This is a genomic window from Anaeromassilibacillus sp. An250 (genome assembly GCF_002159845.1).
Taxonomy (GTDB): Bacteria; Bacillota; Clostridia; order Oscillospirales; family Acutalibacteraceae; genus Anaeromassilibacillus; species Anaeromassilibacillus stercoravium.
Window position 1 is genome coordinate 295,310 of record NZ_NFJK01000002.1, and the last position, 13,941, is coordinate 309,250.

Here is a 13,941-nt window from a genome sequence, read left to right on the forward strand (position 1 = left end):
ATTTGGAAGCTGTACAGACCACTCCAACGCAGAAGGTGCGCTACGATTGGGTGGACGCGCTGAAATTCCTTGGTATTTCGTCCATCTATGTCGGCCATATGGGGGAAGCGGCCGGCGCGCTGTATCCGTTTACGTTTCAGTACTGTGTGGCCTTGTTCTTCTTGGCGTCGGGTTTTTTTGCCCCACACACCGAACAGCAGGCCTTTTGGCCGTTTCTCAAGAAGAAGTTTTGCGCCATCGTATTGCCGTACTTTGCGTTCAGCGCCATCAATGTGGTGGTGAATGTGCTCACCTGGGGCTGCTCGTTTACCGAATTTGTAGACCTGATGGTTGCGGTGTTCATGGGCGTACGGACGAAAACGGCTGCTGCCGCCCTGTGGTTCCTTCCGTGCCTGTTTGTGATTTCGATTGGGCACTACCTGCTGAAGAAACTCCTGCGGTGGGAATGGCTGGTTGTTTTGGTGGGCCTCGGCTTTTATGTGGCGACAGAGATCGGCATTCCCTACCGGCCGGTGGGAGAGCCGCGCATGTTCTTCGGCATCGACAGCGCGATGTGCTATATCCTCTACTATGCTTTGGGCGCGGCGCTTTTTCCCTATTTGAAGGACTTCCATTTTCGTTCGTTGAAGCCGTGGGCAAAGGCGCTCTTTTGGGCTGTGACGCTGGCGTGTGCATTTGTCGCATGTGTGGTTTATTTTAAGGGGCCGTCGTTCCCGATTGACGCGCTGCCGTTCGAACTGCCAAGGGCTATCAGCGTGTTTTATTCCGCTGGCTTGGCGCTATCGCTTGTCTTCCTGAATTTTATCGGGGCAAAACTGCTTGCGCATGTACACGCATTTACGGAAATCGGCCGCAATACGCTGATTCTGTGCGGCACAGAAAATATTATGAAGGAGATTCTCGCGGCCTTGGTCTCCCTGACCGGGTTGAAGCTGGAAATCTCCTCCCATTTTGCCGCTTTCGTCTATGCATTTTTCATTCTGTATCTTTCCAGCCGGACGGTAATCCCGCTGATCCGGGATCATTCCAAAATCCTTTCCGGGACATTCCGGTTCGGGGAATCCTGATGGTTTAAATGTCCTCTTGCCAGGCCATACTGACAAGAGGACATTTTCTATTTGATGGAGAGGAGGAGCGGTATGGAGCGGATCTGTAAACGGACCATCGCCTTTTTCCTGCTTCTGATGCTGGGGATGCTGGTCGCGGTTTTGAGCGTTTTCACAGTGGCCAGCGGGACCACCCTTGCCCAGACCGCCGACCAACAGCGGAGCTACCGGCTGGAGGTGGCACAGACGCGCGGGACGATTTACGACTGCAAGATGCGCAGCTTCACAGGGCAGCAGACCGAATACGCGGCGGCGATCGTGCCCACCATTGAGGATGCGGCGGCCCTGAGCCGTATCCTAACCCAGCAGGAGATGGCGGACATATACCCCTCCCTGACTGCGGGAAAACCGTTCGCCCTGCGGGTAAAGGATTCCTTTACTGCGGAGGGGGCGGATGTCTTCCCCGTGGAAAAGCGGTATGCGGACGAGCAGTCCGCCGTGCATGTGATCGGCTACCTGGACGGCGCGGGGGTGGGCGTCTCCGGGATCGAAAAGCTCTTTGACCAACAGCTCTCCCAGGGGCAGGGGGAGATCAGCGTCACGTATCAGGTGGACGCGACCAACCGGGTGCTTGCCGGCGAGGAAAAGACCATCAACGACACATCCTTCCTCAGCCGCCGTGGGGTGGTTTTGACGCTCGACCAGGAGATTCAAACCATTGCGGAACAGGCGGCCAAAAAGCACCTCAAAAAGGGCGCTGTGGTGGTGACGGAGATCCCCACATGCAAAATCCGCGCCATTGTGAGCCTCCCGGATTTCAACCCGAACGATGTGGCCTCCGTGTTGGAGGACGAGGACGCCCCCTTGCTGAACCGCGCGCTGTCCGCCTACAGCGTGGGGTCGGTCTTTAAGCTGGTTTCCGCGGCGTCCGCCCTGGAATACGGCATCCCTCCGGAGACGCGCTACACCTGCACAGGCGGCATCCAGGTTTCCGATGGGATCTTCCATTGCTATAACGGGGAAAGCCACGGCGAGGAGGACATGAGCCGCGCGATTGCGCAGTCTTGCAACACCTACTTTGTGCATGTGATGCAGCAGGTGCCGCAGGCGCAATTCCTGCTGATGGCGCAAAATCTCGGCTTTGGCAGCAGCGTGGAAATCGCGCCGGGCTTTTCGTCCGCGGCGGGCGACCTCCCCACACTGGATAGCCTAAACATCCCGAAGGCCTTGGCCAATTTCTCCTTTGGGCAGGGCGATTTGACCGCTACCCCGGTGCAGATTGCGGGCATGGTCAATGCGATCGCCAGCGGCGGGGAATATACCGCCCCGACGATCTACGAAGGGTTTGTCAACGAAAACCTGCAATATCTGGACCGGGCCAAGACACCGGCGACGCGGCGCGTGATGACGGAACACACGGCGTCCCTGCTGCGGTCGTTTATGGAAGAATCGGTCAAAGAAGGGACCAGCGAAAAATTTGCACCTGCCTCCGGCGGTGCGGGTGCAAAGACGGCCACTGCGCAGACGGGAAAATACGAGGACGGCGTGGAAAAGGTCATCTCCTGGGTGGCGGGGTATTATCCCCAGGAGGAGCCGCGCTACGTCATCACCGTGATGGGCGAGGATGGAACGGGCGGCGGGGCCACCTGTGGCCCGGTGTTTAAGGAGATCGCGGATGCGCTGCCGCTGGAATAGCAGAAACCGGGCAGGAAGGCTACCTTTTGCCGGGATGGATTCTTGACATTCCGGCTGTGGACGTTTATAATCAATCTGTAATAAAAAAACAGGCGATGACGGGCCGATGCCCCTGTCTGCACGGCAAAAGAGAGGGTCTCCAGAGAGAAATCTTCCAGGCTGAAAGGGACCTGCCGAAAGCGGCGTGCGGCAAGCCAGCCCCCAGCCCCGCGGCGAGGAACCGCGGCGTTTCCCGCGTTATAGGGATAAGAGCGGCGCCGTTTGGCGCAATTTGGGTGGTACCACGGGTTTTCCCGTCCCATGTGGACGGGAAAGCTCTATTTTTTTGTAGAGGATGGGAGTTTCAAACATGCAGTGGACAGGACTTAATGAGTTGCGCGAAAAATTTTTATCCTTCTTTGAGAGCAAAGGGCATACGCGCCTTCCCAGCTTTTCGCTGATTCCGAAGGACGACAACAGCTTGCTCCTCATCAACTCCGGCATGGCGCCGATGAAGAAGTATTTTACCGGCGAGGTTACGCCGCCGAGCAAGCGCGTCACCACATGCCAGAAGTGCATCCGCACGCCGGACATCGAGCGCGTGGGCATCACGGCGCGCCACGGCACCTTCTTTGAGATGCTGGGCAATTTCTCGTTTGGCGATTATTTTAAGCATGAGGCGACGGCCTGGGCGTGGGAATTCTGCACCAAGGTGTTGGAGTTGCCGGTGGATAAGCTTTGGGTGACGATCTACCAGGATGACGACGAGGCGTTTGACATCTGGACGAAAGAAGTCGGCGTTGCGCCGGAGCGCATTGTGCGCATGGGCAAGGAGGACAACTTCTGGGAGCACGGTTCCGGCCCCTGCGGCCCCTGCTCGGAAATCTATTTTGACCGCGGCGAAAAGTACGGCTGCGGCAAGCCGGATTGCGGCGTGGGCTGCGAGTGCGACCGCTATGTCGAATTCTGGAACGTAGTGTTCTCCCAGTTTGACAGCGATGGCAAGGGCAACTACCCGCCGATGGAGCATCCGAACATCGATACGGGCATGGGTCTGGAGCGCCTGGCCTGCATCATGCAGGGCGTGGACAACCTCTTCCTGGTGGACACCGTGCAAAACATCATGAAGCATATCTGCCGGATTGCCGGCATTCAGTACGGTGAGGACGAGAAAAAGGACATTTCGCTGCGCGTGATTACCGACCATATCCGCAGCACCACCTTTATGATCGGCGACGGCGTCATGCCCTCCAACGAAGGGCGCGGCTACGTATTGCGCCGCCTGCTCCGCCGTGCGGCACGCCATGGCCGTCTGTTGGGAATCAACCACACCTTCCTGGCGGACGTCGCGAACACGGTGATCGACGAGAACAAGAATGCCTATCCGGAGCTCGACGAGAAGCGAGCGATGATTACAAAGCTGATCCATGTGGAAGAGGAGAGCTTTGCCAAGACGATTGACCAGGGAATGCAGATGTTGAACAGCCTGATCGACAAGGACTTCAATGCCTGCCTGTCCGGTGAGGATGCATTCCGTTTGAACGATACCTATGGCTTCCCGCTCGACCTCACCAAGGAGATCGTTGCGGAGCGCGGGATGACGGTCGACGAAGAGCGCTTCCACCAGCTCATGCAGGAGCAGCGCGAGCGCGCCCGCAATGCCCGGAAAAACGCCGGTGCGGACGCTTGGGCGGGCGAAAACGACGTCCTGGCGGATGTGCCGCCGACAGAGTTCCTGGGGTATGAGAAATCCCAGACCGAGGCGACGGTGCTGGCAATCCTGAAGGACGGGGAGCGCGTCGATCATGCAACGGCGGGCGACGAAATCGCCCTGGTATTGGACCGCACGACCTTCTATGCGGAGAGCGGCGGCCAGGTGGGAGACGTCGGCCCGATTTCCTCTGCGGACGCGCTGATTGCCATTGACAATACCACCAAGAACCATGCGAAAAACTTTATCCACCACGGCATCATCAACGCCGGGACGATTTCGGTCGGCGACCGGGTCCAGACCGAGGGTGATCCGGAGAACCACCGCGCCATCATGCGCAACCACACAGCGGCACACCTGTTGCAGGCGGCGCTGCGCACCGTGCTGGGCGACCATGTGGAGCAGGCTGGCCAGCTGGTGGATGAAAAATATGTGCGCTTCGACTTTACCCATTTTGCCGCTCTCACGCAGGAGGAACTCCATCGCGTGGAGACGATCGTCAATGGGGTGATCCTCAGCGGTACGCCGGTCGAATGCCGTGAGATGCCGATTGAAGAGGCCAAGAAGCTGGGCGCAATGGCGCTGTTTGGCGAAAAGTACGGCTCCATTGTCCGGGTTGTCTCCGTAGGGGATTTCTCCAAAGAGTTCTGCGGCGGCACCCATGTGGATAATACGGGCAAAATCGGCCTGTTTAAAATCCTCTCGGAGAGCTCTGTAGCGGCCGGCGTGCGCCGTATCGAGGCGGTCACCGGGTTGAATGCATTGCAGTATTTGAACGATACGCTTGCCCAGCTCGGCGCGGTTGCTTCCGCCCTGAAGGTGACGTCCGTTTCCGGTTTGGCACAGCGTGCGGAGCAGATGACCGCGGAGCTGAAGGAGAAGGACCGCGAGATTGAATCGCTCAACGCAAAGATGGCCGATATGCGCATCAACGGCCTGTTTGAGGGTGCGAAGGACATCAACGGTGTCCGCGTGATTACAGCGCTCTTCTCCGCGACTCCGTCCAATGCCCTGCGCACCATGTGCGATAAGATCCGCGACAATGCGCCAAACGTGGTGGCAGTGTTGGCTGCCACGCAGGACGGCAAGGCGAATATTGCCGTAGCGGTGGGCAAGGACGCGCAGCAAAAGGGCCTCAACGCGGGCAAGATCGTGCGCGAGGTCGCTAAGGTTGCCGGGGGCAACGGCGGCGGCAAGGCGGAGTTCGCCATGGCGGGCGCCAAGGACCTCACCAAGCTGGACGAGGCGCTTGCAGCCGCAGAGGGCGTTGTCAGTGGGATGATGCAGTAATTTCTTGCGGGGGCTTTCCCCGTATGGTATAATGGTTCCGTTAAAAATCGCATAAAAACGTCTTTTTGGACCAAAAGACGGCGAAAGGAGGAAAAATCGTTGGATTGCGTTTTTTGTAAAATTGCGGCGGGCGAGATCCCGAGCAAAAAAGCCTATGAGGACGACCGCATCCTGGCGTTCTACGACCTGGACCCCCAGGCGCCTGTACATATTTTGCTGATCCCGAAGGAGCACATCGAGTCGGCAGCGGACATTACAGAAGAAAACAGCGCGATTGTGGCGCATATCTTTGCGGTGGCGGCAAAACTCGCCAAGGAATTGGACCTTGCGCAGGGATGGCGCGTTGTGACCAACGTGGGCAAGGACGGCGGCCAAACCGTGATGCATATGCATTTCCACCTGTTGGGCGGACGCTCCATGGCATGGCCTCCGGGCTGATGGCCGGTTTGAAGCGGAAATGGAATGGATTACGCGCTGCGGCGTGTAGGAGAGAGGCGGATTATTTTGAGTGAAAACAAGTATTACCATATGACGATCGCGGGCTGTGAACGCGACCTGCCCATTTGCCCCATCGACGAGCATTTGGACATCGCGGGTTTTGTGATGCTGGGCGATGTGGAAATCACGGAAAAGACTGCAAAGGCGCTTTTGGAGAAATGCCCGGAGCACGATGTGGTGGTGACCGCAGAGACCAAGGGAATCCCGCTGTGCTATGAGATGGCGCGCCAGGGCTGCCGCCGCTATATTGTCGCACGCAAGAGCGTAAAGGCGTATATGCGCAATCCCATCCATGTGGAGGTCAAGTCCATCACAACGGATCATGTGCAGAAGCTCTATTTGGCGGAGGACGACTACAAGGGCCTGAATGGGAAGCGCGTCCTGATTGTGGACGACGTCATCAGCACGGGAGAATCCTTAGCCGCAATGGAAGACCTGGTCAAACAGTTCGGCGGCAATATTGTGGGACGCGCCTGTGTGCTTGCTGAAGGCGATGCGGCGGACCGCAAGGATATCATCTATTTGGAGCCTCTGCCGCTCTTTACGAAATAAGGACGGCAAAAGAATACGTCCCCTGCGGACAAAAGAAACCTCTTTGAGGAGGAATGGACATGCGGCGGCCATTTGCGCTGGTTGGATTCACGTATCTGCTGGCGCAGGTGGCCGCCGTTTTTCTGGGGACCGCTTGGGCTTTGCCGGTGGCTTGTGTGCTGTTGCTTCTCATGGGGGTCACATTGCTTCTTCCGCGCTTGCGCCTGAGCATCTTTCCGGTGGCGCTCTGCGCGGCTTCCATGGCCTTTGGCGGGTTTGCGGCCCTGGCACCGGCGGTCACCGCGCCGGGGGAGGCGTTGGACAATACGGACGCTACGATTTCCGGCACCTTTGTCGAGGCGCCATACCGCTCCTATGACAACCGCTATTGTACGGTGCAGGTGGACAACGTGGACGGGAAGCCCGTGGACTTCCGAATCCGCCTCTCCCTTCCGGAAAGTGTGGTCGGAAAGGCCGGGGACCGCTTGGAGGGAAAGGTGCATGTGTATCTTCCGCGCGGTGGGGACGGCTTTTCCAGCCGGAACTACTATGCGTCGCAGGGGATCGCCGCATGTGCCTATCTGTATAGCTATGAACCCTATACGGTTGTCCCACAGGAGCCAGCCTCTTTTTCCCATTGGATGCAGGAGTTGCGCGCTTCCCTTGGAAAAGCAGTCGAGGCGATCTTGCCGGAGGAGGAAGCCGGCCTTTTAAAGGGAATCCTCATGGGCGATTCCTCCGGTATTTCACCGGAGCTTACGGCGGACTTTCGGACCGTCGGCCTTTCCCATGTGATGTCGGTCTCCGGGCTGCACATGACCACCGTGGCGAATTTGCTTCTGGCCAGCCTGCTGGCCCTGCGGGTCCCTCGGAAGGGAAGCGCGGCCATCGCTTCCGTTGGGGTCCTGCTCTTTATGGTGGTGGCGGACTTTGTCCCCTCCGCGACCCGGAGTGGTATCATGTGTCTGCTGTATTTAACGGGGACACTGCTCTCCCGCCGGGCGGATTCCCTAAATTCGCTGGGGTTGGCGGTTTGGGTGCTGTGCCTGACCAGCCCCTACGCCGGTGCGGATGTCGGGTTGCTGCTCTCCTTCTCCGCCACCCTGGGGTTGATCCTGTGTTCCAACCCGCTCACAGCTTGGCTTGATGCGCGGGTGTCCGGTTTTAAATATGGGAAGCGCCTGTTCCATGCCGTCCACCTGGTTTTGGCGACGAGTGTCAGCGCGACCCTGTTTACCCTGCCCGTGATCGCGCTGACGTTTCGCAGCGTATCCGCGGTAGGGCTGCTGGCAAACCTGTTGGCTTTGTGGCCGACAACATTGCTGCTCCAATTGGGATTGGGAGCGGCATTTCTCCAGCTTTTGTTGCCGGGAACGTTGGCGGCGATGCCGTTGGCCATTCCAGCGGGATGGTTGGCAAAGCTTGTGGAAGGGATTGTCCATCTGCTTGCGCAGGTTCCCTATGCCAGTTTGCCGGTCTCGATGGGGTTCATGCTCTTATGGATTGCGGCTGTGCTGATCCTGCTGGCGGTATGTGTGTGGATGGGGCCTTCCAAACCGCTTTTGCGTACCGCCGCTTGGCTATCCTGCATTCTTCTGTTGGCGGGAATCTTTTCCTATCAAGTCTCCCGGCGGGACATCACACGCATTGCAGTGGCGGATGTGGGGAGCGGGCTGTCGGTAGCGGTGACACGCAACGGGCATGCCCTGGTGGTCGGCTGCGAAGGATATTCCACACAGTCCCTCGAGAACGAATTACAGGGGCGAGGGGTGCAATCCCTGGATGGGATGCTCCTGTTTACCCATTTTGGAGAGGAAGCGCATAACGCTGCCGAGGTGTTGGAGGACTATCCGGCCGACCGGCTGGTATTGCCGTCCGGCTACATGGACGACTTTTTGCAAGCGGAGGCGGCGGAAATCGGAGAAACACACCCGTACCGCGAGGCTGCAAAGCTGACCCTTGGAAGCGCGATCTCTGTGGAGATGGTCAACGGGGCGGCCTTGTTGAACGCGAACGGTGTGACCGTTTTATTCTGCCCAGCCGGTGTACAGGCGGAGAATTTGCCGGAGGCGTGGCGCTCGCCCCATTTTGCAGTGCTGGCACAGGATGTTGAGGGAATCGAAGCGGAATATACGGTGCTGTCCATGGACGAGTCGGATGTGGGTGATGCGGTTGCCGGAAGACAACAGGTAACGGCTACAGCGGGACTTGGCACAGTGGCCATCGAAATCACGGACGGACAAACTTGCCGGATCAGGAGGGATGCATGATGCCGGAAATCACAGAAACCGAATTCAAGAAGCAGATCGAGCGAGGAACCTTCGGCTCGCTTTATCTATTGCACGGGGAGGAAAAATACCTGCTCAAGCTCTATGCAAACCGCCTGATCGAAAAAGCCTGCGGGGATGCGTTTCAGGATTTTAACCTGCAACGGATGGACGGCGGAAGCGTGTCCATCGACGAAATGGCGGCTGCGGTGGAGGCGGTGCCGCTGTTGTCTGAGCGAAAATGTGTGGCGGTGTCCGACCTCGACGTAGAGGCGCGCAGTGCGTCGGACCTTTCGAAGCTTTATGAATTGATCGGGATGGTTCCGGATAGTACTGTTTTGGTGTTTTATCTGCCGTCCGTCGAGATCGATTATAAAAAGTCCGCGAAGTGGAAGAAGTTTTTGGCTGCGGTCCAAAAAGCGGGAAATACGGTTTGTTTTAAGAGGAAAACCCAAGCCGACGCGGAAAAAATGCTCTGTGCAGCCGCTGCAAAGCGCCATTGCGAACTGTCGCGCGCGGATGCGGGGAAGATCATCGAATATACGGGGAACGATCTGCAAGCGCTTTTTCACGAATTGGAAAAGCTCTGTGCCTATGTCGGACCGGGAAAGGAGATCACCCGCCGGGAGATCGATCAGTTGGTCACCAAAAATTTTGAAACCACGGTCTTCATGCTTTCCCGCGCCATTTTGGCAAGGCAATATGACAAAGCCTATTCCATTTTGGACCTGCTCTTTTATCAGAATGAGGAGCCGGTTTCCGTCCTGGCAGTGCTTTCCACGGCTTACCTGGATCTGTATCGCGTGCGCGCGGCCGTACAGAGTGGGGAAAGCGCCCTGGAACCGGCAAAGTATTTCGACTATAAGGGAAAGGAGTTCCGCCTGCGCAATGCGGAACGCGACGGCGGAAGATTTTCCATGGAGATGTTGCGCGAAAGTTTGGATGCGCTTTTAAATGCCGATGTCGCGTTAAAAAGCGCGCGGGGGAATCGCCGCACGGTGATGGAAACGTTGATTGCGCGGTTGCTTTTGATCGCGGAACGGGAAAAATTTGCAGAGTGAGGGGAGCGCAGTGCGTCTGAAAGTCAAAGAGGCCGTGATTGTGGAGGGAAAGTATGACAAGATCAAACTGTCTTCCCTAATTGACGGTGTCATTATCGAGACCAATGGATTTCAGATTTTTAAAGATCCGGAGCAGATGGCCATGATCCGCCGGTTGGCGGAGACACGCGGGATTTTGGTCCTGACAGACAGCGATGGGGCCGGATTTGTCATCCGCAATTATCTTTCCAGTTCCATCCCGGCGGAACAGATCAAACATGCCTATGTGCCGGATATGTTCGGCAAGGAGAAACGCAAAGAGAAGCCCTCCAAAGAGGGGAAGCTCGGCGTGGAGGGCGTGCCGGCCCAAGTGATTTTGGAGGCGTTGCAGCGTGCGGGAGCCACCTGCGGCCAGGAACTAGTGGCGTGCCCCAAACGGATGATTACCAAGACCGACCTATTTGAGGCAGGGCTCTCCGGCGGGGAGAACAGCGCACAAAAGCGCCGGGCGCTGTTGAAACGCTTGAAGCTGCCGGAGCATTTGGCCCCCAATGCCCTGGTCAAAGTGTTGAACAGCTTGATGAGGTATGAAGAATTCTATAAGCTGGTGCAGGAATTGTAGAGTGTCTGGATTCTATTGACCCAAAAATGCAAAAAAATTGATATTTTGTCTTGACATATTCTTGTAATCTATGCTATAATCATTTTCGCTGAATGCGCGAGTGCTGGAACTGGCAGACAGGCACGTTTGAGGGGCGTGTGTCTATGACGTACGAGTTCAAGTCTCGTCTCGCGCACCAAATCAAAAATCCCGGAAACCGCATGGATTGTGCTTCCGGGATTTCTTTGTTTTCGGATATTGTCGTCTTGGTCGTTGTTTGGTCGTTATGCCTCGTTTTTTATGCGCAATGATATTTTATCCGCCACCGCCTGGGCTGCTTTGGCCTGTGCCTCTGCAAAGGTATGCGCGTAAATATTGAGCGTGGTCGTTGCTTGGGAATGACCAAGAGATGCAGAGACGGTCTTTACATCGGCTCCACTGTCGATAAGCAATGAGGCATTTAAATGACGGAAACTGTGGATACTGACACGGCGAATCCCGGTTCGTTTGCAAAAGCGGTCATACCATGAATAAGGTGTGTTTGGGTTCATCGGTGCGCCGTTCCAAGCTGTGAAAAGGCGGTCATTGTCTATCCACTGATCCCCAATTTTAAGACGTTCTGCGCTCTGCTGGACGCGATAGCGGCGCAGATAATCAAATACTTCTGCTGGCAATTTTAAACTTCGGTGAGACCCGTCGGTTTTGGTGTCGTCCGTGATAATCCCTCGGCCCTTTACATATAAAGATGATCGTCGGATGGATATGACCTGGTTTTCAAAATCAATGTCTTTCCACTCTAGGCCCAGCAGCTCCCCACGACGAAATCCACCGTAGATGGCCAGAATGAAAAACACCTGATACTGTAGAGGCTCGTTTTGGAGGAGCTCTAAAAAATGCTGCGCTTCATCAAGACTGTATATGTCCCTTTCCTTGGCCTTCGCTGAGGGAAGAGATACATGCCGGCAAGGATTTTCTGCGATGACCTCCATCTTGACGGCGTAGTCCATGATTGACGATATGAACGATAGATACTGCTTGATTGTTTTGGGCGCCAATGTGCCACCCGTCGTCTCATTGATGCCATCTTCCCCGAGATTGTTGATGAAACTTTGCAATTGGCGTGGGGTGATCCTGTCAATGCGCAAATGCCCTATTGCTTTGTATACACGCTTTTCGTATTGATGATACCGTTCGATCGTTTTGGCCCGCAGTTTATGTTCCGCATATTCTTTAAACCACTGTTCCGCAAACGTCTGGAACTTTATGTTCGAAGACGCCTTCTGGCTCTCTTCGAACAAGACCGCCTGCCGGTTCAGCTCTTTTTCGATCTGCCTGGGGGTCATACCGGGATCCGGCGTCCAGGTCATGGACCGCATTTTCTGCTTCCCGTTGACGTCGTATCCATCGGACACGCGGATGCGATAGCTGTTGCCGCGCTTCGATATAGTTGCCATGTTACGTTCCCTCCTAAAAAAGGCATAGAAATGCCCGGGACTTGATTTCCCAGGCCAAAACAGGTACAATATGGGTGCGATCTTAGATCGTACTGTCAGCCTGGTACTGATGGTCATTCGCCTTACTCTGTTGGCGCAGGGTAAGGCGTTTTTTATTTATCATGATTTTCCATATTTTACATGTCCCAATTTCCCGCCCCCGATTGTAACATATATAGAAGCACTTGACCGGCAAGTGAAATATATGCACAAGGCTTGCAAAACTCGAACAATTGTACTATTATAATTATGCTACTTTTAGGATTCGAGTTTGCAAGTGCGGAGAATAGGGAGGATTACATAATGGAAAGCATGGATTACAAACGGTATATTATTAAACTAATAGATCAAATCCACAACCAAACATCGCTAAAGCGTATCTTAGACCTGATATTGTATTTGATCTCAAAAGAGTGATAACAAGGCCAGCAAAGAGCTGGCCTATTTTTTTTGCTCTAAAGTCTTGGATACATCGCTAATTATCTTATATATCACTTCCCATTCGGAATCGTTAAGCTTCGACAGAGATTTAAAAAGAGCTTTTGCTGTTTCGTTACTCCCAGCCATGATTCGATCAAACATAGCAGTGGTATCCGACTCATCAGATAAAAATGGATCCCCTTCCCCTTCGGTGAGCCAAAGATAGGAGACATTAAACTCACGGCAAATATCTTTTATGGTTCGGTCTGTAACATTACGGTGCTTGCGTTCTATAAGAGATATTGTTGATCGTTCTAACATTAATTTCTCTCCGAACTCGGATTGACTTAATCCTAGCCGTTCTCGGATGTATTTTATTCGATCCTGAATATCCATATGTTCACCTCCGTTACTACTATCTTAGCACACATGCGAGACTTTGTAAACATTTTTTTGAAAAAGTCATTGACAAACGAGACAATGTCTTTTATAATTGAGACAAAGTAACAGTAAAGGAGGTGAAGCTAAATGGCAAGTACCGAAATCATGGAAAAAGCTGCTCTTAAATTTGCGGCTATGCCAAAGGAAGGACAAGACAAGGTGGAGAATATCCTTTATGGAATGCAGATGATGTATGAGGCGTTAAAGGATAGAATTCCGCCGGACAAGCCCAAAAAGAAACCCGCGTAAGGAGGTGCCGATGTGAAATTTACGCGTGAAGAATTGGAAGAACTGAAGCGCTTTGATGCGGAAGTGGACAAGGCCCCATTGACGTTACAGGATTACCACCAATCTGCGGAGCTGGACCGAGAAGTGCTACATGACCGCAAGGACAACGCGCATCGCCGGATAGCGGCGCAGCAGAAGGCGTGGTACGAAGCAAACCGGGAGCGGGTAGCGGCGCAGCAGAAGGCGTACCGTGAAGCAAACCGGGAGCGGGTAGCGGCGCAGCAGAAGGGAGGCAAAACAGCATGATCCCGCGTATGAGAACGCCCGCAGAGGCAATCAGAGAAATCAAGAGAGAGGATCCGGAATCAGGAATCACGGAACATTTTATCCGTAAGCTGGCCCGTGATGGCAAGATTGCCAGCGTTATGGCCGGTCGGAAGCTGCTTGTGAATCTGGACAGCGCATTGGCGTATTTGATGGGCGACACGATGCCAACACCCGATAAATCCCCGCAGGAAGGTTACGGGGAGATTCGAAAAATTGTATAGGAGGTGATGAACATGCTGGAATGGATGATGGCGCATCCGTGGATGACCCTGATTCTGATGCTGGCGGCACTGGCCGTATTGCAAGCATTATCCGAACGTTAATACCGGATGCCCGGGATGGACAGATAATGATTGTTTTGAGTGGCGCGGCAT

The 13,941-nt window shown here is 54.9% G+C and carries 13 protein-coding genes and 1 tRNA gene; 12 read left to right on the forward strand and 2 right to left on the reverse strand.

From position 1 onward, the window contains the following. The first annotated feature begins 2 nt into the window (after positions 1-2). The 9 genes from B5F54_RS02965 to B5F54_RS03005 all read left to right on the forward strand — a co-directional run bounded on the left by B5F54_RS02965 (position 3) and on the right by B5F54_RS03005 (position 10,857). Positions 3-1,067: an acyltransferase family protein gene (locus B5F54_RS02965; protein WP_172749522.1), complete on the forward strand. Its 1,065-nt coding sequence runs from the start codon at positions 3-5 to the stop codon at positions 1,065-1,067. 72 nt (positions 1,068-1,139) lie between these two features. Next, complete coding sequence (locus tag B5F54_RS02970) at positions 1,140-2,741, forward strand: peptidoglycan D,D-transpeptidase FtsI family protein (protein WP_242969618.1); 1,602 nt, start codon at positions 1,140-1,142, stop codon at positions 2,739-2,741. Positions 2,742-3,090: 349 nt separating this feature from the next. Then, the gene (gene alaS / locus B5F54_RS02975; RefSeq protein WP_087230255.1) at positions 3,091-5,721 is read left to right on the forward strand and encodes an alanine--tRNA ligase; all 2,631 of its coding nucleotides are present in this window, start codon (positions 3,091-3,093) and stop codon (positions 5,719-5,721) included. A gap of 99 nt (positions 5,722-5,820) precedes the next feature. Further along, positions 5,821-6,159 carry a histidine triad nucleotide-binding protein gene (locus tag B5F54_RS02980; RefSeq protein ID WP_087230257.1) on the forward strand — a complete coding sequence of 113 codons (339 nt, stop codon included), beginning with the start codon at positions 5,821-5,823 and terminating at the stop codon, positions 6,157-6,159. Positions 6,160-6,249: 90 nt separating this feature from the next. Further along, positions 6,250-6,771: a phosphoribosyltransferase family protein gene (locus tag B5F54_RS02985; protein WP_191362275.1), complete on the forward strand. Its 522-nt coding sequence runs from the start codon at positions 6,250-6,252 to the stop codon at positions 6,769-6,771. A 59-nt stretch (positions 6,772-6,830) separates the two neighbouring features. Continuing rightward, positions 6,831-9,020 carry a ComEC/Rec2 family competence protein gene (locus tag B5F54_RS02990; protein ID WP_172749524.1) on the forward strand — a complete coding sequence of 730 codons (2,190 nt, stop codon included), beginning with the start codon at positions 6,831-6,833 and terminating at the stop codon, positions 9,018-9,020. After that, entirely contained in the window at positions 9,020-10,078 is a 1,059-nt protein-coding gene (holA, locus tag B5F54_RS02995) for a DNA polymerase III subunit delta (protein ID WP_087230265.1), read from the forward strand. Before B5F54_RS02990 ends, holA begins: the two co-directional genes overlap by 1 nt. Positions 10,079-10,088: 10 nt before the next feature. Beyond that, positions 10,089-10,679 (forward strand): toprim domain-containing protein, encoded by a 591-nt coding sequence (locus B5F54_RS03000; protein WP_242969619.1) that lies wholly within the window; start codon positions 10,089-10,091, stop codon positions 10,677-10,679. Between the two features lie 94 nt (positions 10,680-10,773). Next, a tRNA-Leu gene (locus tag B5F54_RS03005) sits at positions 10,774-10,857 on the forward strand. Positions 10,858-10,942: 85 nt separating this feature from the next. Here the strand turns inward: B5F54_RS03005 and B5F54_RS03010 are convergent. Together B5F54_RS03010 and B5F54_RS03015 are read right to left on the reverse strand one after the other, a co-directional pair. After that, on the reverse strand, positions 10,943-12,112 hold the full coding sequence (locus B5F54_RS03010) for a site-specific integrase (protein ID WP_087230268.1): 1,170 nt from the start codon (positions 12,110-12,112) through the stop codon (positions 10,943-10,945). Positions 12,113-12,592: 480 nt separating this feature from the next. Next, positions 12,593-12,967, reverse strand: coding sequence for a helix-turn-helix domain-containing protein (locus B5F54_RS03015; protein ID WP_087230271.1), 375 nt, complete (start codon positions 12,965-12,967; stop codon positions 12,593-12,595). A gap of 132 nt (positions 12,968-13,099) precedes the next feature. On the opposite strand from B5F54_RS03015, the gene B5F54_RS17500 reads away from it, so the two are divergent. Genes B5F54_RS17500 through B5F54_RS03025 form a run of 3 tightly spaced genes read left to right on the forward strand, consistent with a single transcriptional unit; the run spans position 13,100 to position 13,788 of the window. Beyond that, positions 13,100-13,261 carry a hypothetical protein gene (locus B5F54_RS17500; protein ID WP_172749525.1) on the forward strand — a complete coding sequence of 54 codons (162 nt, stop codon included), beginning with the start codon at positions 13,100-13,102 and terminating at the stop codon, positions 13,259-13,261. A 12-nt stretch (positions 13,262-13,273) separates the two neighbouring features. Beyond that, the gene (locus B5F54_RS03020) at positions 13,274-13,546 is read left to right on the forward strand and encodes a hypothetical protein (protein ID WP_087230274.1); all 273 of its coding nucleotides are present in this window, start codon (positions 13,274-13,276) and stop codon (positions 13,544-13,546) included. Beyond that, positions 13,543-13,788: a hypothetical protein gene (locus B5F54_RS03025; RefSeq protein WP_087230277.1), complete on the forward strand. Its 246-nt coding sequence runs from the start codon at positions 13,543-13,545 to the stop codon at positions 13,786-13,788. Before B5F54_RS03020 ends, B5F54_RS03025 begins: the two co-directional genes overlap by 4 nt. Positions 13,789-13,941 lie beyond the last annotated feature (153 nt).

Coding starts and splice junctions, on each gene's coding strand:
- B5F54_RS03010 (WP_087230268.1), bottom strand. CDS start 12,112: ATGGCAACTATATCGAAGCGCGGCAACAGCTATCGCATCCGCGTGTCC.
- alaS (WP_087230255.1), top strand. CDS start 3,091: ATGCAGTGGACAGGACTTAATGAGTTGCGCGAAAAATTTTTATCCTTC.
- B5F54_RS02970 (WP_242969618.1), top strand. CDS start 1,140: ATGGAGCGGATCTGTAAACGGACCATCGCCTTTTTCCTGCTTCTGATG.
- B5F54_RS17500 (WP_172749525.1), top strand. CDS start 13,100: ATGGCAAGTACCGAAATCATGGAAAAAGCTGCTCTTAAATTTGCGGCT.
- B5F54_RS03015 (WP_087230271.1), bottom strand. CDS start 12,967: ATGGATATTCAGGATCGAATAAAATACATCCGAGAACGGCTAGGATTA.
- B5F54_RS02985 (WP_191362275.1), top strand. CDS start 6,250: ATGACGATCGCGGGCTGTGAACGCGACCTGCCCATTTGCCCCATCGAC.
- B5F54_RS02990 (WP_172749524.1), top strand. CDS start 6,831: ATGCGGCGGCCATTTGCGCTGGTTGGATTCACGTATCTGCTGGCGCAG.
- holA (WP_087230265.1), top strand. CDS start 9,020: ATGCCGGAAATCACAGAAACCGAATTCAAGAAGCAGATCGAGCGAGGA.
- B5F54_RS03025 (WP_087230277.1), top strand. CDS start 13,543: ATGATCCCGCGTATGAGAACGCCCGCAGAGGCAATCAGAGAAATCAAG.